This window comes from Dyadobacter flavalbus (genome assembly GCF_006149045.1).
GTDB classification, from domain to species: domain Bacteria; phylum Bacteroidota; class Bacteroidia; order Cytophagales; family Spirosomataceae; genus Dyadobacter; species Dyadobacter flavalbus.
Genome location: NZ_VBSN01000038.1, coordinates 336,867 through 360,210, shown reverse-complemented (window position 1 = coordinate 360,210; position 23,344 = coordinate 336,867). Strand labels below are relative to the sequence as shown.

Here is a 23,344-nt window from a genome sequence, read left to right as displayed (position 1 = left end):
TTGATATGGAGTGCAGGCATATGGCCCGAATGGCGAAGTGATGCTTTCATGCTTTTTTGGGCAGTTGGTTTGTATATTTTATGAAGTTATAAAATTCAAACTTTTATGCCTTAAAACAGAAAAGCCGGCGCAGGCCGGCTTAAATGGTGTCCTTCCAGTCAAACGTCAGTCGACAGTCGGGTAAATGGATTTGTCTGAATTTTTGTGGTAATCTGCAATCTCCGAATTTGAAACCTTAACCTTGTTATGCGGTGTTTTGTAATTTCTCGGAGAATTCAGCGGATTGATTTCAACTCCTTCCACATTGTACCTTCGTGTAACCACCAATGCTGCCGGACGGGGCGCATACTTGGGCGTTGTGCTGATATGCTGGCGGTGCTGCTGCTTGCTGTATCTTTCAACCGTTCCCAAGCTTGGAACCCGGACCGTGTTTCTGTCTGCTTCAAGCGCCTTTGCTTTTGCCGCCTTATTGGGATGTTTATAATTGTGAACCGATACGCCTGGATCAACAATGGATTGCGATTTTGCCTGCATGGAAAACAAACCTGCAGTCAAAATCAACGCTGATAATACAGTTGCTTTTTTCATGGTTGCAATCTTTTACTTTCAAGAATTGATTAATCCATATCTGGATACATGAAATAACAACTTTTTACGAATTGAGTTTAATCGCGGTTTTTTTGTTTAAAATGAGGAATTTCAAAATTCAGGTTTAAAAAACGCATTTTTGCAACTGTAATTATTCCATTCTCTGATTTACAGATTTAAAAAACAACCGCTTTTTGCATAGAATAAATTTTTAATCCAAAAACAGGTGTTAAATACACGCAATCAGGAAAATGGAAAAAAATGAAAATTTAATGACTTTGTAATTCTTTTCTAACCACTCTCTAATAATTAGGGTCATTTCAGCAGCGCATATACCGAATTGCGCAACCCGAGACAGATCCTTTCAATTGGAAGATCGTTGCTGTCTTCACCAAACGGATCTTCAATTTCCTCGGCAATTACTTCCAGACTGGCCAGAATGTAAAAGACAAACATCACAAACGGTATCACCAGAAAATGCAGGCTGAAAACATAGCCGATGGGCAAGGTAAGGCAGTAAGTAAAGATGAATTTTTTAATAAAAGAGCTGTAAGACAAAGGAATAGGCGTGTTCTTGATGCGTTCGCAGGCGCCGGTGATGTTGGTAAAAGATTCCAGTTCGTGGTTCAGCAATATCGTATGTTCCGGAAGTAAAACATTCTTTTTCTGCAGTTCGATGACTTTGCCAAATATGGCCGCAGCAATCTGGTTCGGAATATGTTCCTGAACGTGCAGGTCATTTCGGGTAAAAAGTTCGGTATCGGTAAAATCTTCCGGTCGGTAGCGGTTCAGCAAATGATTCCTCAGTGAAAAAGCGAAGTTCGGGATCATAATACGGAAAAACGCACGCTCTTTTTCATTTTCATCACCCAGCATGGCGTTGATTTTCAGGGCCAGGTTGCGGCTGCTGTTCATCAGAGATCCCCATTGCTTGCGTCCTTCCCACCAGCGGTCATAAGCAGTGTTTGTCCGGAACACCAGCAGCATGGAAATGACAAATCCGAGCAGGGAATGCATCAGCGAAATGTTCTTCAGGTCGGTATCTTGTCCAAGTTTCCAGTGAATCAGGATCAGATATGCAACTACTGCCGAATACACGCCGATGGTAATAATAAGCGGACTCAGTTTCCGGACCGTATCCGCTTTTTGAAAGTAAAAAATGTAACGGAACCATTCCTTCGGATTGTAATCGATCATACAAGTTTTACATTATCAATTAATTTGAAGAATTCCTTAAAGCATTTGGCCGTTAATCTTGCATCTTCCAGCGCATTATGCGTTTCTTCCTCGCGCTCAAAACCGAAATAGGAGGCAACGGAACCCAGGCTCAGCGAACGCGGCACATTTTTGCCGTTCTTTTCCAGGATCTGAAAAAACAAATAAGAAACCGTATGCAGATCAATCATTTTATTGGAAAAACCCCATTTCATTTTTTCATGCCGGTAAGCAAACCGCAGGAAGTTGATGTCGTTGATGACACTTTGTCCGCAAATGATGACATTAGAAAAATTGGGTTTGCCGGCGTTCATTTTTTTGATCCAATTTTCAAACTCTGGCAAAACATCATAAATCATCGGCGCATCTTCCAGATCGTCCAGTGAAAGACCGTGTACTTCTTCCGATTTGGTCGAAAAAGCTTCTTCATTTTCCGGATAAACATTCTGGAGATAAGTCCCGAGCGAGCGCCATTGCTCGTCGAAAAACTCGGCTCCGATCTGTATGATTTCATTCCAGCCCGGTTCCGGACCGGTCATTTCTATATCTAAAACAAGAAAGGACATAAGGTGAACTGTGGTATTAATTAAAATTTCATCGTGATTTCAGAAACTCAAACGGGTATTTTTGTGTACAAAATTAGATAAACATTACATTCCAGCCGATTTATTCATCATTCAATATTAAAATGCCAATCGACTATAGTCAAATACCAACGCCTTGTTTTGTTCTGGAAGAAGCTTTGCTGCGTAAAAACCTTCGCCTGATCGATTCGGTACAGCAATCAGCCGGCTGTAAAATCATACTGGCATTAAAGGGTTTTTCCATGTTCAGTGCCTTCCCGATTGTAAGGGAATATCTGGAAGGCGCTACGGCAAGCTCGCTCAATGAAGTGAAGCTCATCAATGATTACATGGGCTGCCCGGCGCATACATACATGCCGGCTTATCCGGAGCAGGAATTTCAGGAAATCATGGAAAGGAGCAGCCATATTACGTTCAACTCTTTAAGCCAGTGGGAAAGGTTCAGGGAAAAGGTGGAAAATTTCAAATCGGCAAATCCTGAACATCAGCTTTCATGCGGCATACGCGTCAATCCGCAGTACTCGGAAGTGGAAACGGATATGTACAATCCGTGCGTTCCGGGTTCAAGGCTGGGTATAACACGCGACAAGTTGCCCGACCGGCTTCCCGAAGGAATAGACGGTATCCATTTTCATACGTTATGTGAGAACGGCTCGGATACGCTGGAAAGGACGCTTGCTGCGCTGGAATCCCGATTCGGTGATCTGCTGAAACAGGCCAAATGGCTCAATATGGGCGGCGGTCATCTGATGACGCGTGAAGGATATGATATCGACAAACTAATCAAGTTAGTTAGCAACATCAAAGCCAAGTATGACCTGGATGTCATCCTGGAACCGGGATCAGCCATTGCATGGCGTACAGGCGTGCTGGTTACAACCGTTCTGGACGTTATGGACAGTCAGGGAATTGATGTTGCAATAATGGACAGTTCCTTTGCCGCGCACATGCCGGACACGCTCGAAATGCCGTACAAGCCCGTTATTTCCGGTGCATACCACGATCCTGTTCAGGGAAAACCGACTTACAGAATCGGCGGGATGACTTGTCTGGCAGGAGACTTTATAGGTGATTATTCGTTTGACAAACCGTTAAATTCAGGCGACCTGATCATTTTTGAAGATATGATCCATTATACCATGGTAAAAACGACAACTTTCAACGGTGTCAATCTGCCGTCGATCGGAATCTGGAAGGAAAATCAGCAGTTTCAGCTGATCCGCTCCTATGGATATGAAAGTTTTAAGGACCGGCTTTCGTAAATAAATCAGAATGTTAGTAAAAGATAAAATCGCCCGGATAAACATTTTATCCGGGCGATTTTTTGATTTGATAATTTTATCTTGCTAAAAACTTATGGAATCATGGGAAAAAGCCTTTTGATTTCTTCGGTTGTCGGCTGCTTTCCGTATTCGCAGATTTCAAAAACTTCCACAAACCGGACCGCTGCTGCTTTGTCCGGACCGTATAGTTTATCCAGCGAAAGCTTGATTTCAGGTGTTACCGAGGACCGTTTTTCCGTTGCGGCAAGGAGCCATTTTTTTCTTTCTTCCAATCCTTTCGGTACATTATCAAGATCCTGATTGGTCCAAGGAAGCCATTCGTAAAATTGCGAAACGTGTGCATCAAGCCCTTCTACTTTTTTGGAAATAGCCTGCGTAATGTCCACGGCAATGTCCGGACGAAAAGGATTTGGCCGCTGGAAACGGTCACGGAAATAAAGGAAAACAGGATTTTTAGTCAGCGGAGGCGTACTGCTAACAATATTGGGTACGATTACTAAGTAAGCCGCATCCTGAACAATGACGCCGGTATTGCGATGATCGGGATGATAATCGTTCGTACGGGGTGCAATAACCAGATCCGCATTCCATTCCCGTATCAATCGGATCACAGTCATGCGGTTTTCAAGCGTGGGCAAAAGTTCGCCGTCGTGGTTATCCAGCACGTCGTATTCAATTCCCCATCGACGGGCTGCTTCTTTGGCTTCCTTCAGACGGCGGTTGGCCAGTTCGCCGCCGCCGATTTCCTGATGTCCCTTGTCGCCGTTTGTAAGGGAAACAAATTTTACCTTGTGGCCCATAGAGGAATAAATAGAAGCTACGCCGCCGGCGCCAAGGTCACAGTCATCTGGATGGGCACCGAAAACAATGATTTTTAAAGGATTTCCGGCTTGCGGCTTGTTCGTCTGAGCAGAAACCAGACAGTTGCACAGCAAGGAAAAGGTGAGGAAAAGAATCTTCATCAGAAAGGAATTGGGATTAGGTTTAGAAATTTAATTAAAGCAGATTTCAAAGGGAAAGGCAGATGCAAAGCATTTTTAATGCATGTGCACAGCCTATTTATGTTCTTTTTACAAGCCATGGAATACCGCAAAATAAGCATTAAACGGATAAAAGGCTTTTTCACCGGAAAAAAGTAAGCAGGCGATATGCCAGAGCAGCAACTGCTTAAAGTGCAAATTTGAAATATTTAAAGAAAGCCTGCTGAAGTTCTTCCGGGAATCCTGTATCTTTGTATCCCGTAATCATAGAAAAAAAGCAACGTCTTATGGCTTCCAAAGCACGAAAGACCGCGAAGTACATTTTCGTTACGGGCGGTGTAACATCTTCACTTGGCAAGGGAATCATTGCCTCATCATTAGCTAAACTGCTGCAAGCCAGAGGGCTATCTGTCACGATTCAAAAGTTTGATCCATATCTGAATGTTGATCCCGGCACAATGAATCCATACGAGCATGGCGAATGCTATGTAACGGACGACGGAGCAGAAACAGACCTGGATCTTGGCCACTACGAACGTTTCCTGAACGTTCGCACTTCGCAGGCCAACAACGTGACGACGGGCCGGATTTATCATAATGTCATTACGGCCGAGCGCCGAGGGGATTTTTTAGGGAAAACCGTTCAGATTGTTCCGCACATTACGGACGAACTGAAAAGGAACATGCTGTTGCTTGGGCAAACGGGCGATTATGATATTGTAATTACCGAAATCGGCGGATGCGTAGGCGATATCGAATCGCTGCCGTTTCTTGAAGCGGTTCGTCAGGTAAAATTTGAAATGGAAGAGCACGACACGCTTGTGATCCATCTGACGCTTATTCCTTACCTGAACTCTGCGGGTGAACTGAAAACCAAACCGACTCAGCACTCGGTCCGGATGCTGCAGGAAGCGGGTATTCAGCCGGATATTCTGGTTTGTCGCACGGAGCATCCTTTGCCTTACGATATCCGCAAGAAAATCGCCTTGTTCTGCAATGTTCAGGTAAATTCGGTGATCGAAGCCATGGATGCGGACACCATTTATGCCGTTCCGTTACTGATGCTGAAAGAAAGACTGGATCAGCGTGCATTGTATATGCTGGATATTTACAATGACAAAGACGTGGATCTGGATGCGTGGAAAATGTTTTTGTCCAGACTGAAAAATCCAATTGATTCCGTACGCATCGGACTGGTTGGAAAATATGTGGAATTGCATGATGCTTACAAATCCATCGTGGAATCGTTCATCCATGCCGGTGCAGCCAATGAATGCAAGGTGAGCATTGAATGGATTCATTCCGAAAACCTGACCGAGGAAAATGCCGTTGAAAAACTGGAAAACCTGGACGGCGTACTCGTTGCGCCCGGATTTGGTGAAAGAGGCATTGAAGGGAAAATCGCTGCCATTCAGTACGTACGTGAAAACAAGATTCCGTTTTTCGGGATTTGCCTCGGCATGCAGATGGCCGTTATTGAATATGCACGCAATGTAATCGGCTGGGAAGGAGCACATTCCATGGAAATGGACACCAACACGGATCATCCGGTCATTCATTTGATGGAAGATCAGAAGGATATTTCCAACAAAGGCGGAACCATGCGTCTAGGCGCTTATCCGTGCAGGATCAAAAAGGATACGCTGGCAAGCCATATCTACGGGAAAACCAATATCAGCGAACGTCACCGTCACCGCTACGAATTCAACAATAAATACTTAAAGGATTTTGAGGAGAAAGGTTTGCTGGCCACCGGTATCAATCCCGATAATAATCTGGTAGAAATGGTCGAATTGCCGGGACATCCGTTCTATGTCGGCGTTCAGTTCCACCCTGAGCTGAAAAGCACGGTTATGAACCCGCACCCGCTTTTTGTACATTTCGTTAGTGCCGCATTGACTTATTCTCAGGAAAAAAGATCCGTAGAGGCTTTAAACACATCAATGCATTAAGCTAAAAAGGGCAATAAGGAAAATCTTATTACCTTTGCCGTCCCGTTCGGGTAAACTGTTTCAACAATTGTAGTAAATAATGGATAAAAATTTTATAATCGGCTTAGTGCTTATTATGCTAATGCTGATAGGCTATCAGATACTGGTTCCGAAACCTGTGGAACCAACACCTGTGGCACAAGTTAAACAAAACAACTCAAAAGCTTCTGTTACTTCATCAACAGTTCCGGACTCCGTCAGATCAGGTGCCAGAATAACCGATTCAGCCGCAGTGGCGCAGGAAACGCCAAAAGATCTGACCATCGAAACGCAGGATACAAGAATTGTCTTTTCCAATAAAGGCGGTATCATGAAAGAGGTGATGTTAAAGAAATACAAAACCTTTGACCACAAACCGCTGTATCTGATTGCCGAAAACCACAACCGGTTCCGTATCGATTTTCCGACACAAACCGGCGATGTAAGGCTTACAGATCGTTTTTTTACAACCGATTCCAAAGATCAGGTGCTGGCTGAAAAAGACTCGGCCATCGTTACGTACCGTGTTGATCTGAAAAATAACCAGTATGTGGAACAAACTTATGTTGTGCACGGAAGCGGTTATGTTATTGACTACGGAATAAAAAGCAACGGGATCGGCCTCGGCGACAAATCGGTGCAGTTTGACTGGAACAATGACTTGCTTCAGCTGGAAAACGACATGCACAAGAACCGCGAAGTGGTGACGATCAATTACTTTACGGACGATCTGCAAAGCCTTCCGACCAGCCCGACGGCCAATGAAGAAGCCAAAGCTGCCGAGCCGGTAAAATGGTTTACGATCAAGCACAAGTATTTCCTTGCGGGTCTGATTGCCGAAAAGCATCCGTTCAGCGACGTTGCCATGCGAGCGGACGTAAACCCGAACGATTCGACCATTGTGAAAACCATGAACGTTGCGGCAAACATCTCGATGTCGGCGATCCAGAAAGGAGAGGCGAACTACCAGTTTTTCCTCGGACCGAACGATTACCATCTTGTCGATAAAGTACAGGCCGAGAATTTTGATCAGAACGTTTATTTAGGTTATGCCTTTCTGAAACCGATCAACAAGTTTTTCCTCGTGCCGCTGTTCAATTTCCTGGAAAAGTTTGTCAGCAATTACGGTATTCTGATTATTCTGCTTGTGTTGTTTGTCAAAACGCTGCTCACGCCGCTTACTTACAAGTCGTACATCAGCATGGCCAAAATGAAATTGCTTGCGCCGGAACTGGAACAGATTCGTCAGCAGAACCCGGACGACATGGCCAAGCAGCAGCAGGATCAGATGAAATTGTATCAGCAGGTCGGCGTAAGTCCGTTGAGCGGCTGTATTCCGGTGCTGGCCACCATGCCGATCCTCTTTTCGCTGTTTTTCCTTTTTCCGAATTTGATCGAACTGCGGCAGCAGTCATTTCTTTGGGCAAGTGATTTGTCCACGTATGATTCGTTTATCAAACTGCCGTTTACTGTTCCGTTCGGAATCGGAAACCATATCAGTCTTTTTACGATCATGATGACGGCTTCCAGCATCGGTTATGCGTATTATAACAACCAGATTACGCCAAACCAGCCCGGACCGGTCAATATGAAAGTGCTTGGCTACATCATGCCGTTGATGTTCATGTTTGTACTGAACTCGTTTCCGGCAGGTCTTACGTTTTATTATTTTGTTTCCAACGTCGTGACCATTGCGCAACAGTTGCTGATCAAAAAATTCGTAAACGAAGACAAGATCAGAAACATACTGGAAGAGAACCGCAAGAAGAACGCAAACGGAGAAAAGAAACAGACCAAGTTTCAAAAGTATCTTGAAAAATCGTTGCAGGCTGCCGAAGAAGCTAAAAAGAAGCAGGCCGAACTTGAGAAACGTACCAAAAAGAAATAATTGTTTTATTACTTCGTAGTATACAAAGGGCAATGTTTCCGCAAGGAAGTATTGCCCGTTTTTTTCTCTTTAAACGGTTTTTGTAATTTGACCGGTCAAAATAATCTTAACCCGCTATATTAATGAGAGTTATATTTTTTTTGATGTTAATAACCGTTTGCAGTTTCTGTCATGTAACGCAAGCTCAGAACATTGCACAGACTGAAAGCAGGTATAAGTCGGCTGTGGATGACTACAAGCATGAAAAATATGCCGCTGCCATGGAGAAACTTTCTCCATTGACAAACCCAAATCTGAAAACACCTTATTCCACTTACTCACAATATTATTACGCCCTATCTGCATATCAGCTGAAACAGTATCCGGAAAGCAAGCAAATGCTTTTGCAGCTGCTGAGTTCGTATCCCGGCTGGAACAGGATCAATGACGTGTATTATCTGCTTGGCACGATTGCGCTCGAAAACGGCCGTTACAAGGAAGGTCTGGATTACCTTCTGAAAATCAAGGATTCTTCCTTTAATAAAGATATAACGGCTTTAAAGCAGCTTCATCTTGAAAATATTACGGATTTGGCTATTCTGAAAGATCTGCACAGACAGTATGCCTCCGACCGTGAAATTGCACTGGCGCTGAGCATGGCTATTGAAAGTAACCCGTCGGCAACGCAGTCGGATATGCTGCTGGATGAGCAGCTTCAGAAGCAGTTCAAATTCAGTAAAAAGGAAAAAGTGGCCGTTACGGAAGAAACGGGCAAACGCAGCACGCCAAGGTCTGAAGGCAAGTGGACTAAAGGATATCTGGATGTTTCCGTACTGCTGCCGTTCCGGCTGGATGAATTCAATACTGCCAAACGCCGTTCCAATCAGTTTGCATACGATTATTATCTGGGTATGGAAATGGCCAGAGAGCTGCTTGCAACAGAAGGCATTCAGGTCAATATCTGGGCTTACGATGTTGTGAACGATGCCAAGTCCATGAAATCCATTGTGGATAACAAAAATTTCCAGCTTTCAGATCTGGTTGTAGGCCCGCTTTATTCTGAAACGTTTAATGTTACTGCCGAATTTGTCAACCGTTCCGGAATGATTATGCTGAATCCGCTTTCTACCGACGGCAATCTGATCAAATCCGCATCCGGTATTTACCTTGCGCATCCTTCGATTGCATTTCAGACGCAAAAAGCGGTACAATGGATAAAAACGCAGTCATTCGGCCTGTCGGCAGCCATTTATTACGGCAGTACGGCAAAGGATTCGGCCATGGCATTTTCCTATGCTGCGGAATGGACGGGCAAAGGCGGCAAAGTGCTGGAAATGATTAAAATCCAGCCTGACCGTGAATGGCTGGAAAGCAGCATTCTGATTGCAGAGTCGATGAAACCGGCGCATGTTGCCCTGTTTACTTCGGATGGCAGAACGGGAACAATGGTTATGGAGGTGCTTAAAAGTCGTAAACTTGCCAGTATTCCGGTACTTGCAACTTCAACCAGTTTTAATCAGCAGGAATCCAGGCTTTCGAAATACGGATCAAAACTGTTCCTGATCAATGCGGATTATGTGGACCGCGAAAAGGAAACTATCCGTCAGTTTCAGAAAGATTATTTTGCCAGAAACAACACATTTCCATCCGTATATTCCTATCAGGGCTATGATCAGCTGCTGTATTTTGCCAGAATGCTGAATACGTACAAGGACAAGTTCAGCAGCGGACTGCGCTCGGGCAGAAACAGCGGGCAGGAATACCTGCTTTCCGGCTTCGATTATTCCAGGTCCAATGAAAACCAGATTACGCCTGTTATTAAATTCAACGGTTTCAAATGGGTTCCGGTGGACAGGTAAAATAAACTGAATCAACGAAATGAATACTTTAACAAGTCAGCAGCTTTTTGAGAAAGCACAGCATTATATTCCGGGCGGCGTTAATTCGCCTGTACGCGCGTTCCGGGCGGTAGGAGGGTCTCCGGTTTTTATCAAATCCGCAAAAGGACCTTACATTTACGACGAAGACGGCAACGAATACATTGAACTGATCAATTCCTGGGGCCCGATGATTCTCGGCCATGCGCATGAGCTGATCCAGAAAGCGGTTCAGGATGCGGTTCAGCATTCTTTTTCTTTCGGTGCGCCTACGCGCCGCGAAGTGGAAATGGCCGAGCTGATCGTAAGCATGGTTCCTTCCATTGAAAAAGTACGTATGGTGAATTCCGGGACTGAGGCAACGATGTCGGCGATCCGGGTAGCAAGAGGATTTACAGGACGTGACAAAATCATCAAATTTGAAGGCTGCTATCACGGGCACGGCGACAGCTTTCTGATCGCAGCCGGGAGCGGAGCCGTTACTTTTGGTACGCCGGACAGTCCGGGCGTAACCAGAGGCGTTGCCAATGACACATTGACCGCGCCGTATAATGATCTGAATGCCGTCCGGCAGCTTGTTGACGCGAACAAAAACCATATTGCAGCACTGATTCTGGAACCCATTGTAGGAAACATGGGCTGCGTACTTCCGGAAGAAGGATTTTTGCAGGGCTTGCGCAAAATCTGTGACGAAGAAGGGATTGTCCTGATTCTGGATGAAGTAATGACCGGTTTCCGTCTATCCAAAGGCGGGGCGCAGGAAAGATTCGGAATAACGCCGGATTTGACAACGCTTGGAAAAATAATCGGTGGCGGAATGCCCGTAGGCGCTTATGGCGGCAAGGCCGAGATCATGAACTGGGTTTCACCCGCAGGTCCTGTTTATCAGGCTGGAACGCTTTCCGGAAATCCGATAGCGATGGCCGCCGGACTGGCCATGCTGAATTACCTGAACGAACATCCCGAAGTTTATACCAGACTGGAAGAAGCCGGTAACAGACTGGCATCCGGGTTCAGAACTTCCATGCAAAAACTTGGTTTGAACTACACATTAAACCACGTCGGCTCCATGTACACGCTGTTTTTCACAGATCAGCCGGTGACCGATTTTCCTTCTGCCAAAGCCTCCGATCTGATTCTTTTCGGTAAATATTTCCATGCCATGCTGAACAAAGGCATTTACATGGGGCCGTCACAGTTTGAAAGCATGTTCCTGTCAACGGCATTGACAGACGATCATATCGACACCATTGTCAGTGCCAATGAAGAATCCCTTAAAGAAATTCTAAGTCTCTGAAATTAAAAATCTGCTGTTATCAATGCGCAAATATTCCATCATCATTCCGGTTTATAATCGTCCTGACGAGTTGCAGGAGTTGCTGGAATGTTTGGCATTGCAGACTTACAAGAACTTTGAAGTAATCATCGTTGAAGACGGTTCCAGAATAAAGTGTGACGAAGTTGTCAGAAATTTTCAGGACAAGCTTGACATCCGGTATTATTACAAAGAAAACGGCGGTCAGGGTTTTGCAAGGAATTATGGTTTTGAAAGAGCTTCCGGCGATTACTTTATTTTGCTGGATTCCGATGCACTGATCGAACCGGATTATTTGCAAATCGTCGAAAATAAACTGAACACAAGTTACGTAGATCTTTACGGCGGCCCCGACACGGATCATCCGTCATTTACGCCCGTGCAAAAGGCCATCAGTTATTCCATGACTTCCGTTTTTACAACAGGCGGAATTCGTGGTAAAAAGAACAATATGGGCGGGACTTTTCATCCGAGAAGCTTCAATATGGGGCTTTCCAGAAAAGTCTGGGAACGCACAAACGGCTTTCTGACGAGCAGAATGGGAGAGGATATTCTGTTCAGCATTGGCGCCATCCGCATGGGTTTCCAATCCGAACTGATCCCGGAAGCGTTCATTTATCATAAAAGAAGAACAAGGTTTATCCCGTTTTTCAAACAGCTGAAATTTTTCGGCCGGGCCAGAATCAACATTGCAAGGTTTTATCCCGATGAACTGAAACTGGTGCATACATTTCCGCTGCTTTTTACACTCGGCGTATGCAGTATTCCGCTTTGGCTGCTGATTTTCAAGCCGTTCTTCTATCTTGGAGTATGTGCTTTGGGATTATACATACTGCTGCTGTTCATGGATTCGTTAAAACAAACCAGAAGCACGAAAGTAGCATTTCTGAGCGTAGCGGCTGCATTTGTCCAGCTTTTCGGCTACGGAACCGGCTTTTTGCAGGAAGGCTGGAAACGGATATGGGAAAAAAAGACGCACCGCGAAACCGGAGCGTCCATCGAATATCCATCCTGAAAAATATTTCACTTCTCACAAAAAGCATCTCACTTCTCACAAAAATAAACAATCTCTTCCGACGGCAGAGCGTAGCGTTCCACTTCCTCCTTTGAAAGTTCGTCCATGACAAAACGATCTTCTTTCACACGGAAACCGCCTTTTTCCAGTTCACGACCGTAATTTCTGCCAAAAAGCCTTAAATGGTCATTCTGCAGAAAATGTTTTTCCCTTTCGCGCGGATCGGTGATTGTGGCATCTTCATAAGTAACGGCATATTTCATATCCTGCGGCGATTGTATCAAAGCCCATCCGCCGGGTTTGAGCACACGGTGCAACTCGCTCATGGCCAGAATATAATCATCCACATGTTCCATTACGTGGTTACAGAAAGCAACGTCAAACGTATTGTCAGGAAACGGAATCCGGTGAATGTCCATTTTTACTTTAGCAAGCGGCGATTCGATGTCGGCCGTGATGTAATCCAGATTTTTCATCTGCTCAAACCGGTCAATAAAGCAGTATTCCGGCGCTACGTGCAGCACTTTCAGCTTTGCCGTAAAGAAATTGGTTTTTCTTTTCAGGTAAAGTCCCATCAGCCGGTGACGTTCGAGTGAAAGGCAATGCGGACAAAGGGCATTTTCCCGGCTGGAAGTATTGCGTCCGTACGGAAGAAATTTCCGGTATTTGCTCTCGCAGACAGGGCATTCCACGTTATTTCCCGTGTAGAATAAACCAAGCATACGCGCAACCCAGTGTCCGGTAAGCTGCAGATAAGGGCGCGGAATAAATCTTAAAACCAAACTTATAATGGACTTCATTCAATCTATTGAGTAAAAATTAATAATTTTAGGATCATAACAAGGAAAAAATGAATAAATGATCCCATCAATTGATCCAAAACCACCCGGAAAAAGGCTGATTAAGAAAATGTCTACACGCACCAAATGGATGATTCTCGCTCCATGCGGTCTGTTGTTATTCAGTTTTGGCCTTACAGTACTCAGCGAAGCTACGCATCAGCGTCGGATCGGTGAGCCGGCGCAGGTATGGATTGTGCTGGGATTGTACAGCCTGGTGCTTATCAACGGCGGACTGGTTATGTTCAGCGAAGCACTGCGCTTCCGGATTTTGCTGGATGTTCGCCGGGAAGCACGCCGCAGCATGCGTCAGTTATTACGGAAAGTAAATACCAAATCCTCAGGAAAATCCAAGTCGGGTAAAAAGCAAAAAGCCCTACCAAAACAGATTGACAGGGACTAGTTGAATAACATTCCGGAGAGGCGTGCTTATTTTTTATTAGCTTCAAACTGAGCCTTTATTGCCTCAACATCAACGTTGCGTACTTCTGGTTTGCGTAAAAGATCTTTAATTTTCGCTGTGCGATTATTTGCTACTGCCTTGTTTCTGCGACCTTTACGTTTTAATTCCGTAACTCCCATTGTAAAATATTGTTTTGTGAAAGAGCCGCAAAATTAATCATTTCCGCGTAAATAATGCAGATAATAATCACAAATATTGCATTGCCTGCCTAACTTTACGGTTTCTATGGCTCGTTTGCCATTCTTTTCAGGCTGACATAAGCCGGCAAAAGCCTGTTGATGTTTTCAGTACATTCTGGCACACCGTAGCAACGATGCAGCGCATATTTGACAGTATATATAATGAGTAAACCATCCCTTGCCCGCGGAACCCGAGATTTCGGTCCCGAACAGATGGCAAAACGTACTTTTATTTTTGATACGATCCGGCGAACTTTCCAGCGCTACGGATTTCTTCCGCTGGAAACGCCTGCTTTCGAAAACCTGTCGGTTCTGATGGGCAAATACGGCGAAGAAGGCGATCAGCTTTTGTTCAAAATACTCAATTCGGGCGATTTCAGCGGCAAGTTGACGGATCACGACTGGAACGAAGGCTACAAGGCATTAACCGGAAAAATCTCGGAAAAAGGACTTCGTTACGACCTTACGGTTCCGTTTGCACGTTATGTAGTCATGAACCGCGGAACGCTTGCCATGCCTTTCAAAAGATACCAGATCCAGCCCGTATGGCGCGCAGACAGACCGCAGAAAGGACGTTACCGCGAGTTTTATCAATGCGATGCAGACGTTGTAGGAACGGAGTCACTGCTTTGTGAAGCGGAAATTGTAATGCTTTTACACGATATTCTGCCTGCGCTGGGAATTAATGACTTTACAGTAAAAATAAATAACCGCAAAATCCTGACCGGCATTGCGGATATGATCGGCGCGCATGGCATGGAAGGACCGCTTTGTGTCGCTATCGACAAACTGGATAAAATAGGGAAGGAGAAAGTGGAAGAAGAACTGATCCAGCGCGGTTTCTCCGGTGAAAGCATTTCAAAACTGGAACCTGTTTTCAGTCTTTCGAACGGCAATGAGCCTTTTGAAGAATTAAAAAGCTGGCTTTCCGGTTCTGAAATTGCCATGAAAGGAATTGAAGAGCTGGAAACGGTGTGGAAGCTGGTGAAAACGCTCGGACTGGAAAATGCAAGAATCCAGTTTGATGTTACGCTTGCACGCGGACTTTCCTATTATACCGGTGCCATATTCGAGGTAAAAGCAAATAACGTTCAGATCGGAAGTATTTCAGGCGGAGGACGTTACGATAATCTGACGGGTACTTTCGGCGTTCCGGGCATTTCGGGCGTCGGCATTTCCCTGGGTGTTGACCGGATTTATGACGTGATGGAAGAACTGAACCTTTTTCCGGAAAGCCAGAAAACCAGCACGCAGGTCATGATTTCCAATTTTGATGAAGAAGCGTTTTTGTACGGTTTAACTGTTTTGCCGAAGCTGAGAAATGCCGGTATCAATGCCGAAATTTACCCGGATTCGGTCAAGCTGAAAAAACAGCTGGATTATGCCGACCGCAAGAATATTCCGTTTGTGATCCTGATCGGATCGGATGAAATACAATCAGGCATGCTGACGCTGAAAGACATGAAAAGCGGCGAACAGCATAAACGGAATGCAGACGACATCATTGCGTCGCTGACTGCCGAACGTTCCTGACCTTTTTCCCTGACAATTGACCCCAAAGCCGTTTACAGAAGCATAATTTTATGAATAACAATACTTTAAGAATTGCAATACAAAAATCGGGAAGGTTAAGCGAAGATTCCCTGAAACTGATCAAGGAATGCGGCATCCGTTTCGATAACGGTGCCGGAAAACTGAAAACCGACGCCACCAACTTTCCTGCCGAAATCCTTTTTCTGCGTGACGACGATATTCCCGGATACGTAGAGGACGGCGTGGCGCATCTCGGGATTGTCGGTGAAAATGTTTCCGAGGAATCGTCCAGAAATGTGGATACGGTTCATAAACTGGGTTTTTCCAAATGCCGGCTATCCATCGGCGTACTTCGGGAGCACGATTACACCGGCGTGCAGGATCTGGAAGGAAAAAGTATTGCAACCACTTACCCGCGGTTATTGGGTCAGTATTTAAAGGCAAACAACGTTTCTGCACAAATTCATGAAATCAGCGGATCGGTGGAAATTGCGCCGAGCATCGGACTTGCGGATGCTGTTTGTGACATTGTGAGTTCGGGCAGCACGCTGCTTAGCAACGGTTTGAAGGAAGTGGAGACGATTTTCCGCTCGGAAGCCGTTATGATCGCCAGCAAGCAGCTTTCGGAAGTTCAGCAAAATCTGCTCGATCAGCTGTTGTTCCGTATCAAATCGGTTCAGGTTGCCAAAAACAACAAATACATTCTGCTGAACTGCCCGACGGAAGCCGTTGAAAATATCATCAAATACCTTCCCGGCATGCGCTCTCCGACTGTTCTGCCGCTGGCAACCGAAGGCTGGTGCTCACTGCACTCGGTAATCAATGAAAATGAATTCTGGGAAAATATTGAAAAAATCCGTCAGGCCGGTGCGGAAGGTATCCTTGTGATACCGATTGAGAAAATGATTTTGTAATATGCCGACGGCTGTCTGCCGAATGCATTTGACTGCTATTTTATGAATATTATTTCATTTCCTGAAAAAGAACAATGGCCTGCTTTACTGGCAAGGCCTGTTTTTGAAGCAAAGGATATTGAAGAAAAAGTACTTCCCATTCTCGCGCAGGTAAAAGAGCAGGGCGACGAGGGAATCAGGATCTTGGCCCGGAAATTCGATCAGACCGAACTTGCCGACCTGGCGTTTTCAGAAGCGGAAATGGCAGCGGCAGAAGAAAAGCTGGATCATGAGCTGAAGGAAGCCATTCATCAGGCTTACCGCAACATTTACGTATTTCACAAGGCGCAGCTTCAGTCTTCTGAAAAAATTGAAACCATGCCGGGCGTAACTTGCTGGCGGCGCAGCGTCGGAATTGAGAAAGTCGGGATTTACATTCCCGGCGGATCAGCGCCGTTGTTCAGTACCGTTCTGATGCTCGGTATTCCGGCACAGATTGCAGGCTGCCGGGAAGTAGTGCTTTGTACGCCTTCGGATCATCCGGCGATTCTTTATGCAGCCAGACTGGTCGGCGTTACCAAAGCGTTTCGGATCGGTGGTGCGCAGGCAGTTGCCGCCATGGCTTACGGAACCGAAAGTGTGCCGAAAGTTTACAAGATTTTCGGCCCCGGAAACCAGTATGTGACCACGGCCAAAATGCTGATCAGCAAGGAAGGCGTTGCCATTGATATGCCTGCCGGTCCGTCGGAAGTAGCCGTTTATGCGGACGATACCGCCGTTCCGGATTTTGTGGCAGCCGATCTGCTTTCGCAGGCGGAGCACGGACCGGACAGTCAGGTTATTCTGGTTTCCGAAAGTTTGTCTTTGCTTGAATCTGTCCATACGGCTTTGCAATCGCAGCTTGAAAAACTGCCAAGGAAAGAATTGGCTGCGCGGTCCATTGCAAACAGCAAAGCCATTCTGGTGCATTCACAAGAAGATGCCATTGATATTTTGAACCAGTATGCGGCCGAACATCTGATTTTAAGCATACAAAATGCAGAAGCGGTTTCCGAAAAAATCATTAATGCAGGCTCTATTTTTCTGGGCAATTATACGCCCGAATCCTGCGGTGATTATGCTTCCGGAACCAACCATACCTTGCCTACAAACGGTTATGCAAAAGCATACAGCGGCGTTTCCGTGGATAGTTTTGTGAAAAAAATCACCGTTCAGAGCATTACGGAACAAGGAATCAGAAACATCGGACCGACCGTGCAGGCCATGGCCGCAGCAGAATCGCTTGACGCGCATAAAATTGCCGTAAGTATCAGGCTTGAAAGTCTGTTACCCTAATTTCTGTATTGAAAATCCGTGATCATCTATTAAAAAGGGTTGTCAGTAAAGCCCGTTTACAGCATGAGTAATACATTTGAATTAAATAAAATCCTTCGTCCGCACATCTTGTCGATTGCACCGTACTCTTCTGCCAGAGACGAATACACGGGCCATGTCGGCGTTTTTCTGGATGCCAACGAAAATCCGTACGGCTCGGTTACAGTGGAAAATTTCAACCGTTATCCCGATCCGCATCAGAATGATATCAAACAGAAGCTGGCTCCGTTGAAAAACATTGGAACAGAAAGAATATTTCTCGGAAACGGAAGTGACGAACCCATTGATCTGCTGACACGCGCCGTTTGCACGCCCGGGAAAGATCACGTGATCATCATGCCCCCTACATACGGAATGTATGAAGTCAGTGCTTCCATTCATGACGTTAAAGTGGACAAGGTTTTACTGACTCCCGATTATCAGATTGATGTGAATGCCGTACTCGGTGCAGTTACACCGGATACCAAGATAATCTGGATATGCTCGCCCAATAATCCGACCGGAAATGTCATGCAGCATGAAGCCATTGAGGTCATTCTTGAGAATTTCAATGGCTTGGTCGTTGTGGATGAAGCTTATATTGATTTTACCGAAACGCCGTCGTGGATTCAGCACCTGGATCAATACCCGAATCTTGTTGTACTTCAGACCTTTTCCAAAGCGTGGGGACTGGCCGGAATCCGGGTCGGGATGTGCTTTGCATCCGTTGAGCTGATCCGTATTCTGAACAAGATCAAACCGCCTTACAATATCAGTCTGCCCGCGCAGCAAGCCTTGCTGGAAGGATTGCAGTCCGTTGATAAAAAAGACAGGATGGTTGCCGACATTCTGAAAGAAAGGACTTCTTTGTGTAACATGTTGGAAAATCTAGCGTTGGTGATAAAAGTATATCCGTCGGATGCCAATTTTCTGCTGGTTCAATTTGAAAATGCAAAGGCCGTTATGGATTATCTGATTCAGGAAACCATTATCGTAAGGGACCGTTCCCGCGTACAACTTTGTGAAGGCTGCCTCAGAATTACAGTCGGTACGCAGGAAGAAAACACGACCCTGATTGAATCTTTGAAAAAATATCAGCAGAAGAATGTTGCTGTCTAGTACGGTTTTTATAATAGCTCTAACCAAATAAATTTACCTGTTACTGATATGAAGAAACTAGCCTTGACATTTATTTGTACACTTTACTTTGGACTGGCACAAGCACAGTATGATAACTGGGCCGTCGGGTTCAAGCTCGGGGAACCGACTGGTGTAAATATCCGCAAATACTTCAATAACATCCATGCGCTGGATATTACGGTCGGGACGTACGGCGGAATCCTGTCCAATGACCGCAAGTACAGAGGGGATGAAGGAATTTACAAAAATGCCGGCGTTTCTCTCCAGGTGCATTATCTATGGCATACGCCGCTGTTCAATTCCGAGGCAGTTCATGTTTATTATGGTTTGGGCGGACAGATCAACAGCCGCAGGTCGTATCCGAAACGCCTGCTCGGAAATTATGAGAAAAATATATCGCTCGGCGGCTCTGCAATAGGCGGGTTTGAATATTACATTCCGGACAACCGCATTTCGGTATTTATCGAGGCCGGAACTTATCTTGAATTGTTGCCGAGGCCGTTTTATCTGAGTCCTAATTTTTCGGGCGGAATCCGGTTTAATCTGTAATATGCCTGGACCAGCAGCTGTCAGCACTTGGCTTCTAGCTGCGAGAAAGTTAAAATTAAAATTATAAGTAACTTACAAAGCAAATCACCGCAACGGGTTTCAGGCAGTTACTTATTTCCATTTATTGATCAAAAAAAGCAGGTTTGCGCCTGCTTTTTTTATGTAAATTGATCTGTTATTCGTTTACTATTTTTATAGTACTTTCCAATTTTCAGCAAAAGTGTTTAAAGTCTACAGTTCATCAGCGGGGTCGGGGAAGACGTACACGCTTACCAAAGAGTATTTAAAGCTCGCATTGCATTCCAATTCAGAAACTTACTTCAGGCATATACTGGCTGTGACCTTCACCAATGCCGCGGCCAATGAAATGAAAGACCGTATTTTACTGATGCTGCGGACGTTTGCCGAGTCATTTGGTTCCGATACGCCGCCACATCCCATGCTGAAAGAGGTAGTTATGGAAATGTATCCGGATGCAAGCCACGACCCGGCGCTGTTTTCAGGCGCATGCCAGCTCATTGCAGGCCGGGCTCATCAGGTTTTCCGCCAGATCCTGCATCGTTATTCCGACTTTTCGGTGATGACGATTGACAAGTTTACGCAGCGATTGATCAGCAGCTTTACGGACGAACTCGGCATTCCTTTTATTTTTGAAACCCAGCTTGATGGTGAGCTGCTGGATCAGGCCGTGGACCGGCTACTGGCCAGAATAGGGCAGGAAGGCGAAGAAATTCTGACGGGTATCGTTGAAAAATACTACCGCGAAAGCGCAGATGAAGGAAAAAGCTGGGGTGCACTGCCGATGCAGATCCGTGAAACTTCCGGTACGCTGCTGAGCGAGCAAAGCTACATGCATATGAAACGCGTGGCGGATCTTAAAATGGAAGACTGGGTGGCGATCCGGAACCAGATGCGTGCATTTGTGCGCGAAAGAGAAGCTGCGGTTGTCAGACATTCCAAAGAAGCGTTCGGGCTGATTCAATCCGTTTTCCTGACGGAAAAGGATTTTCACCAGGGCGGGCGAGGCATTTACGGCTATTTTCGTGAACGTTCTGAAGAGAAGAAAATCTGGGCGGAACCGAATTCCTATGTCTACAAAACAATTGGTGAAGGAACCTGGTACGGCGCTAAAACGGCCGTACTAATCAAGGATTCCATTGAGCAGATCCGAACGGACCTTGAAAATCATTTTCATCAGATCGAAAACATCCGGCTCACAGAATCTGAAAAGATCATGCTTTTCAGCCAGCTGGACAGGCATATTTATAATCTGTCGCTGCTCGGCGAAGTCCGCAAGGAATTTGACGCACTTCTGAAGCAGAACAATCAGGTCCATATTTCTGATTTTAATCGTAAAATCGTAGAAATCGTATCGCGCGAACCGGTGCCCTTCATTTTTGAAAGACTTGGGGAAAGATATAATCACATTCTGGTCGATGAATTTCAGGATACTTCCAAACTGCAGTTTGCCAATCTGCTTCCGTTAATGGAAAATGCGCTGGGCAGCGGTTACTTTAACCTTATTGTTGGTGATGCCAAACAATCCATTTACCGGTTTCGCGGCGGGGACATGGACCTGATCCTGCACATGGCCCAGAGTCAGGTGATGCAGATCGCCGAGTTGCTCGGAAGCGACAGTTATAATGCCGTAAGACTATGGAGCCTTGACAACTATCTGGAAATTAGCCACTTAAAGGTTAATTACAGAAGCAGCCGCGAAATTACTGATTTCAACAACAAGTTCTTTGAGTTTATAGCCAATATGGCCGGCAATGAATTCCCGTTGGTAAAAGACGTTTATGATCATCATTTTCAGCAGGAAATACCGGAACATGTAAAAGGCGGCGGACATGTCGAAATTGAATTCCTGAACATGCAGGAAGAAAGCGACGAAATTTCAGAAGGGGAAACGGCAAAGGATGCCATGATTACACGCGCTCTGGAACTGGTTTCCGAGCTGCGGCAGCAGGGTTACTTCTGGCGCGACATCGCCATGCTCTGTCGTAAGAAAAACGAAGCCGCTGCACTTGCCAATGCCATGAAAGAAGCAGGATTTCCGCTGATTTCGGATGATGCATTGCTGCTGAGCTACTCGCGGTCGGTGCATTTCATCATTTCTTTCATGAAAGTCCTGCATACTTCCGACAACCGGCTGGCACGCTATGAAGCGGCCTATCTTTTTCATCATGTAGTCCGCCGTGAAAATCCTGCTGCATCTGAATACGAGCAGATCCGTATTTTATGTGAAGAACGCGGGCTGGATTCTTTTCTCGGCTATTTCAAAAGGTGGAACATCGTTCTGCCCTCGTTCCGGATGCGGCAGCTTTCCGTATTCGAGCTGAGCGAGCAGCTTATGCAGCGTTTCGGATTGTTCAAAAATAATTATGAAAACGAGTACCTGTTCCGTTTTCTGGATGTTGTACTGGAATACGGAAACCGGAAAAGCAATCATCTCGGCGATTTTCTGATTCACTGGGAATCGGCACGGCACAAGCTGTCGATAACCATTCCTGCTGAGACGGATGCCATGCGGATTACAACCATACACAAGTCAAAAGGGCTGGAATACCCGGTCGTCATTGTTCCGTACGCACACTGGAAAGTCACGCCGAATGCCAGGCTGGATAAAATATGGCTCGATCTGGACGACATCCGCTATGAGGAACTTGTTTTGCAGGATCAGCCGTCCTACTCGGACAAAAGGCTGCGCAGCTCGCTGGTTTCCGTTGTAAAGGATCTGGAAAATACTTCTGTTTCAGCGCAGTATCAGGACGAGCGCACAAGAACGCTGGTGGAAAACCTGAACCTTTTGTACGTTGCTTTTACAAGGCCGGTGCAGCGGTTGTATGTTTTGGCCAAAAGTGAAAAGAAGTGGGATGCCGGACAGCAGGTCAGCAACTGGCTGCATGACTACGTTCATACGCAGGATTTCAGGTCGGAGTGGAACGTGAATGAAACAAAATACATCATTTCACAAGGCGGCAGCAATCCGCGGCATGCCCACGTCAAAACAGATTCCAAACCTTTCGTTGTCAAGAATATCCTGAGCAGTGACCGGACGGAATCGCTGCGCCTGCGCCGCATGGCCGACCGCATTTTTGACGTGCATACCTTTGAGCAGAAGCATGACCGGCTGCAAAAAATCAGGCATCTGGTAACCCGGTTGAAGTCCGTATCCGAGTTGCCGCAGGCTATGGAGAAACTGGTCGGGGAAGGAATGTTTACAAGATCGGAAAGCGGACAGATTACAGAACAGGCTTATGCATTGCTGAATGATCCATTGCTGCAGGGTTTGTACAGCGACGAAAATAAGATTCAGACAGACACGCAGTTACTTGTACCCGGCGGAAAATTGTTACATATAGACCGTGTCGTTCAGCGTCCGGACGGCGAATTTGTTTTTATGACGTTCATCGGAGGAAGCAGTTCGGAAGAGCCAAAGAGACATTTGAAAAAGCTCATTAAAACCTATGAAAGTGCCGGCAGAAAATCCAGAGGTATATTGATAACCCTAGAAGACGAATCAATCGAATGGATTGAAGGATAGAAAATCTTCCGGTGCATACAACTTTTTTGTAGATTTAACATAAATGTCGAATTATATTTATTTAGCGTGTAACCAAAATTTAAAATTTTTAACAGATATGTGTCGAATTTAAGCTAGGAATGAAAATTTTTTTGTGATATTCACAATTTAATTT

General features: G+C 45.5%; 19 protein-coding genes. 13 read left to right on the top strand and 6 right to left on the bottom strand.

The window, feature by feature from the left end; translation table 11 throughout:
- Nucleotides 1-165: 165 nt before the first annotated feature.
- From FEM33_RS13215 to FEM33_RS13205, 3 genes are all read right to left on the bottom strand, one after another.
- On the bottom strand, nt 166-588 hold the full coding sequence (locus FEM33_RS13215) for a hypothetical protein (RefSeq protein WP_139012481.1): 423 nt from the start codon (nt 586-588) through the stop codon (nt 166-168).
- A 315-nt stretch (nt 589-903) separates the two neighbouring features.
- On the bottom strand, nt 904-1,785 hold the full coding sequence (locus FEM33_RS13210) for a bestrophin family protein (RefSeq protein WP_139012480.1): 882 nt from the start codon (nt 1,783-1,785) through the stop codon (nt 904-906).
- On the bottom strand, nt 1,782-2,369 hold the full coding sequence (locus tag FEM33_RS13205) for a 3'-5' exonuclease (RefSeq protein ID WP_139012479.1): 588 nt from the start codon (nt 2,367-2,369) through the stop codon (nt 1,782-1,784). The genes FEM33_RS13210 and FEM33_RS13205 overlap by 4 nt, the downstream gene beginning before the upstream one ends.
- A 122-nt stretch (nt 2,370-2,491) precedes the next feature.
- Here FEM33_RS13205 and nspC point away from each other — a divergent pair, with 122 nt between their 5' ends.
- A complete protein-coding gene (gene nspC / locus FEM33_RS13200; protein ID WP_139012478.1) occupies nt 2,492-3,649 on the top strand; it encodes a carboxynorspermidine decarboxylase in 1,158 nt (385 codons plus the stop codon).
- A 92-nt stretch (nt 3,650-3,741) separates the two neighbouring features.
- Here the strand turns inward: nspC and FEM33_RS13195 are convergent, their stop codons facing one another.
- On the bottom strand, nt 3,742-4,632 hold the full coding sequence (locus tag FEM33_RS13195; protein WP_139012477.1) for a PIG-L deacetylase family protein: 891 nt from the start codon (nt 4,630-4,632) through the stop codon (nt 3,742-3,744).
- A gap of 305 nt (nt 4,633-4,937) precedes the next feature.
- Here FEM33_RS13195 and pyrG point away from each other — a divergent pair, with 305 nt between their 5' ends.
- From pyrG to FEM33_RS13170, 5 genes are all read left to right on the top strand, one after another.
- On the top strand, nt 4,938-6,602 hold the full coding sequence (pyrG, locus tag FEM33_RS13190; RefSeq protein ID WP_139012476.1) for a CTP synthase: 1,665 nt from the start codon (nt 4,938-4,940) through the stop codon (nt 6,600-6,602).
- 79 nt (nt 6,603-6,681) lie between these two features.
- The gene (gene yidC, locus FEM33_RS13185; protein WP_139012475.1) at nt 6,682-8,508 is read left to right on the top strand and encodes a membrane protein insertase YidC; all 1,827 of its coding nucleotides are present in this window, start codon (nt 6,682-6,684) and stop codon (nt 8,506-8,508) included.
- A gap of 122 nt (nt 8,509-8,630) precedes the next feature.
- Nucleotides 8,631-10,346, top strand: a complete 1,716-nt coding sequence (locus FEM33_RS13180; RefSeq protein WP_139012474.1) for an ABC transporter substrate-binding protein — start codon at nt 8,631-8,633, stop codon at nt 10,344-10,346.
- 19 nt (nt 10,347-10,365) lie between these two features.
- Nucleotides 10,366-11,661, top strand: a complete 1,296-nt coding sequence (gene hemL, locus FEM33_RS13175; RefSeq protein ID WP_139012473.1) for a glutamate-1-semialdehyde 2,1-aminomutase — start codon at nt 10,366-10,368, stop codon at nt 11,659-11,661.
- A 22-nt stretch (nt 11,662-11,683) separates the two neighbouring features.
- Complete coding sequence (locus tag FEM33_RS13170) at nt 11,684-12,694, top strand: glycosyltransferase family 2 protein (protein ID WP_139012472.1); 1,011 nt, start codon at nt 11,684-11,686, stop codon at nt 12,692-12,694.
- A 29-nt stretch (nt 12,695-12,723) separates the two neighbouring features.
- Here FEM33_RS13170 and FEM33_RS13165 read toward each other — a convergent pair whose 3' ends face one another.
- Nucleotides 12,724-13,494 carry a class I SAM-dependent methyltransferase gene (locus FEM33_RS13165; protein ID WP_139012471.1) on the bottom strand — a complete coding sequence of 257 codons (771 nt, stop codon included), beginning with the start codon at nt 13,492-13,494 and terminating at the stop codon, nt 12,724-12,726.
- A 58-nt stretch (nt 13,495-13,552) separates the two neighbouring features.
- Between FEM33_RS13165 and FEM33_RS13160 the strand changes: the two genes are divergently transcribed.
- The gene (locus FEM33_RS13160; RefSeq protein ID WP_229214233.1) at nt 13,553-13,936 is read left to right on the top strand and encodes a hypothetical protein; all 384 of its coding nucleotides are present in this window, start codon (nt 13,553-13,555) and stop codon (nt 13,934-13,936) included.
- Between the two features lie 26 nt (nt 13,937-13,962).
- On the opposite strand, the gene FEM33_RS26545 is transcribed toward FEM33_RS13160, so the two are convergent.
- Nucleotides 13,963-14,115, bottom strand: a complete 153-nt coding sequence (locus FEM33_RS26545) for a hypothetical protein (protein WP_166444435.1) — start codon at nt 14,113-14,115, stop codon at nt 13,963-13,965.
- 222 nt (nt 14,116-14,337) lie between these two features.
- On the opposite strand from FEM33_RS26545, the gene hisS reads away from it, so the two are divergent.
- The 6 genes from hisS (at nt 14,338) to FEM33_RS13130 (ending at nt 23,190) form a co-directional block, all read left to right on the top strand.
- The gene (hisS, locus tag FEM33_RS13155; RefSeq protein WP_139012470.1) at nt 14,338-15,708 is read left to right on the top strand and encodes a histidine--tRNA ligase; all 1,371 of its coding nucleotides are present in this window, start codon (nt 14,338-14,340) and stop codon (nt 15,706-15,708) included.
- A gap of 50 nt (nt 15,709-15,758) precedes the next feature.
- The gene (hisG, locus tag FEM33_RS13150) at nt 15,759-16,622 is read left to right on the top strand and encodes an ATP phosphoribosyltransferase (protein WP_138279991.1); all 864 of its coding nucleotides are present in this window, start codon (nt 15,759-15,761) and stop codon (nt 16,620-16,622) included.
- A gap of 42 nt (nt 16,623-16,664) precedes the next feature.
- Entirely contained in the window at nt 16,665-17,936 is a 1,272-nt protein-coding gene (gene hisD, locus FEM33_RS13145; protein ID WP_139012469.1) for a histidinol dehydrogenase, read from the top strand.
- A gap of 63 nt (nt 17,937-17,999) precedes the next feature.
- On the top strand, nt 18,000-19,073 hold the full coding sequence (gene hisC / locus FEM33_RS13140; protein ID WP_139012468.1) for a histidinol-phosphate transaminase: 1,074 nt from the start codon (nt 18,000-18,002) through the stop codon (nt 19,071-19,073).
- A gap of 48 nt (nt 19,074-19,121) precedes the next feature.
- A complete protein-coding gene (locus FEM33_RS13135; RefSeq protein WP_139012467.1) occupies nt 19,122-19,643 on the top strand; it encodes a hypothetical protein in 522 nt (173 codons plus the stop codon).
- A 220-nt stretch (nt 19,644-19,863) separates the two neighbouring features.
- Nucleotides 19,864-23,190: a UvrD-helicase domain-containing protein gene (locus FEM33_RS13130; protein WP_139012466.1), complete on the top strand. Its 3,327-nt coding sequence runs from the start codon at nt 19,864-19,866 to the stop codon at nt 23,188-23,190.
- Nucleotides 23,191-23,344: the final 154 nt, after the last annotated feature.

What these genes read in the sequence shown, in the direction of transcription:
- hisC (WP_139012468.1), top strand. Translation starts at nt 18,000, where the DNA reads ATGAGTAATACATTTGAATTAAATAAAATCCTTCGTCCGCACATCTTG.
- FEM33_RS13210 (WP_139012480.1), bottom strand. Translation starts at nt 1,785, where the DNA reads ATGATCGATTACAATCCGAAGGAATGGTTCCGTTACATTTTTTACTTT.
- FEM33_RS13170 (WP_139012472.1), top strand. Translation starts at nt 11,684, where the DNA reads ATGCGCAAATATTCCATCATCATTCCGGTTTATAATCGTCCTGACGAG.
- hisS (WP_139012470.1), top strand. Translation starts at nt 14,338, where the DNA reads ATGAGTAAACCATCCCTTGCCCGCGGAACCCGAGATTTCGGTCCCGAA.
- yidC (WP_139012475.1), top strand. Translation starts at nt 6,682, where the DNA reads ATGGATAAAAATTTTATAATCGGCTTAGTGCTTATTATGCTAATGCTG.
- pyrG (WP_139012476.1), top strand. Translation starts at nt 4,938, where the DNA reads ATGGCTTCCAAAGCACGAAAGACCGCGAAGTACATTTTCGTTACGGGC.
- FEM33_RS13160 (WP_229214233.1), top strand. Translation starts at nt 13,553, where the DNA reads ATGATCCCATCAATTGATCCAAAACCACCCGGAAAAAGGCTGATTAAG.
- FEM33_RS13205 (WP_139012479.1), bottom strand. Translation starts at nt 2,369, where the DNA reads ATGTCCTTTCTTGTTTTAGATATAGAAATGACCGGTCCGGAACCGGGC.
- hisG (WP_138279991.1), top strand. Translation starts at nt 15,759, where the DNA reads ATGAATAACAATACTTTAAGAATTGCAATACAAAAATCGGGAAGGTTA.
- FEM33_RS13195 (WP_139012477.1), bottom strand. Translation starts at nt 4,632, where the DNA reads ATGAAGATTCTTTTCCTCACCTTTTCCTTGCTGTGCAACTGTCTGGTT.
- nspC (WP_139012478.1), top strand. Translation starts at nt 2,492, where the DNA reads ATGCCAATCGACTATAGTCAAATACCAACGCCTTGTTTTGTTCTGGAA.
- FEM33_RS13215 (WP_139012481.1), bottom strand. Translation starts at nt 588, where the DNA reads ATGAAAAAAGCAACTGTATTATCAGCGTTGATTTTGACTGCAGGTTTG.
- FEM33_RS13180 (WP_139012474.1), top strand. Translation starts at nt 8,631, where the DNA reads ATGAGAGTTATATTTTTTTTGATGTTAATAACCGTTTGCAGTTTCTGT.
- FEM33_RS13135 (WP_139012467.1), top strand. Translation starts at nt 19,122, where the DNA reads ATGAAGAAACTAGCCTTGACATTTATTTGTACACTTTACTTTGGACTG.
- hisD (WP_139012469.1), top strand. Translation starts at nt 16,665, where the DNA reads ATGAATATTATTTCATTTCCTGAAAAAGAACAATGGCCTGCTTTACTG.
- FEM33_RS13165 (WP_139012471.1), bottom strand. Translation starts at nt 13,494, where the DNA reads ATGAAGTCCATTATAAGTTTGGTTTTAAGATTTATTCCGCGCCCTTAT.
- hemL (WP_139012473.1), top strand. Translation starts at nt 10,366, where the DNA reads ATGAATACTTTAACAAGTCAGCAGCTTTTTGAGAAAGCACAGCATTAT.
- FEM33_RS26545 (WP_166444435.1), bottom strand. Translation starts at nt 14,115, where the DNA reads ATGGGAGTTACGGAATTAAAACGTAAAGGTCGCAGAAACAAGGCAGTA.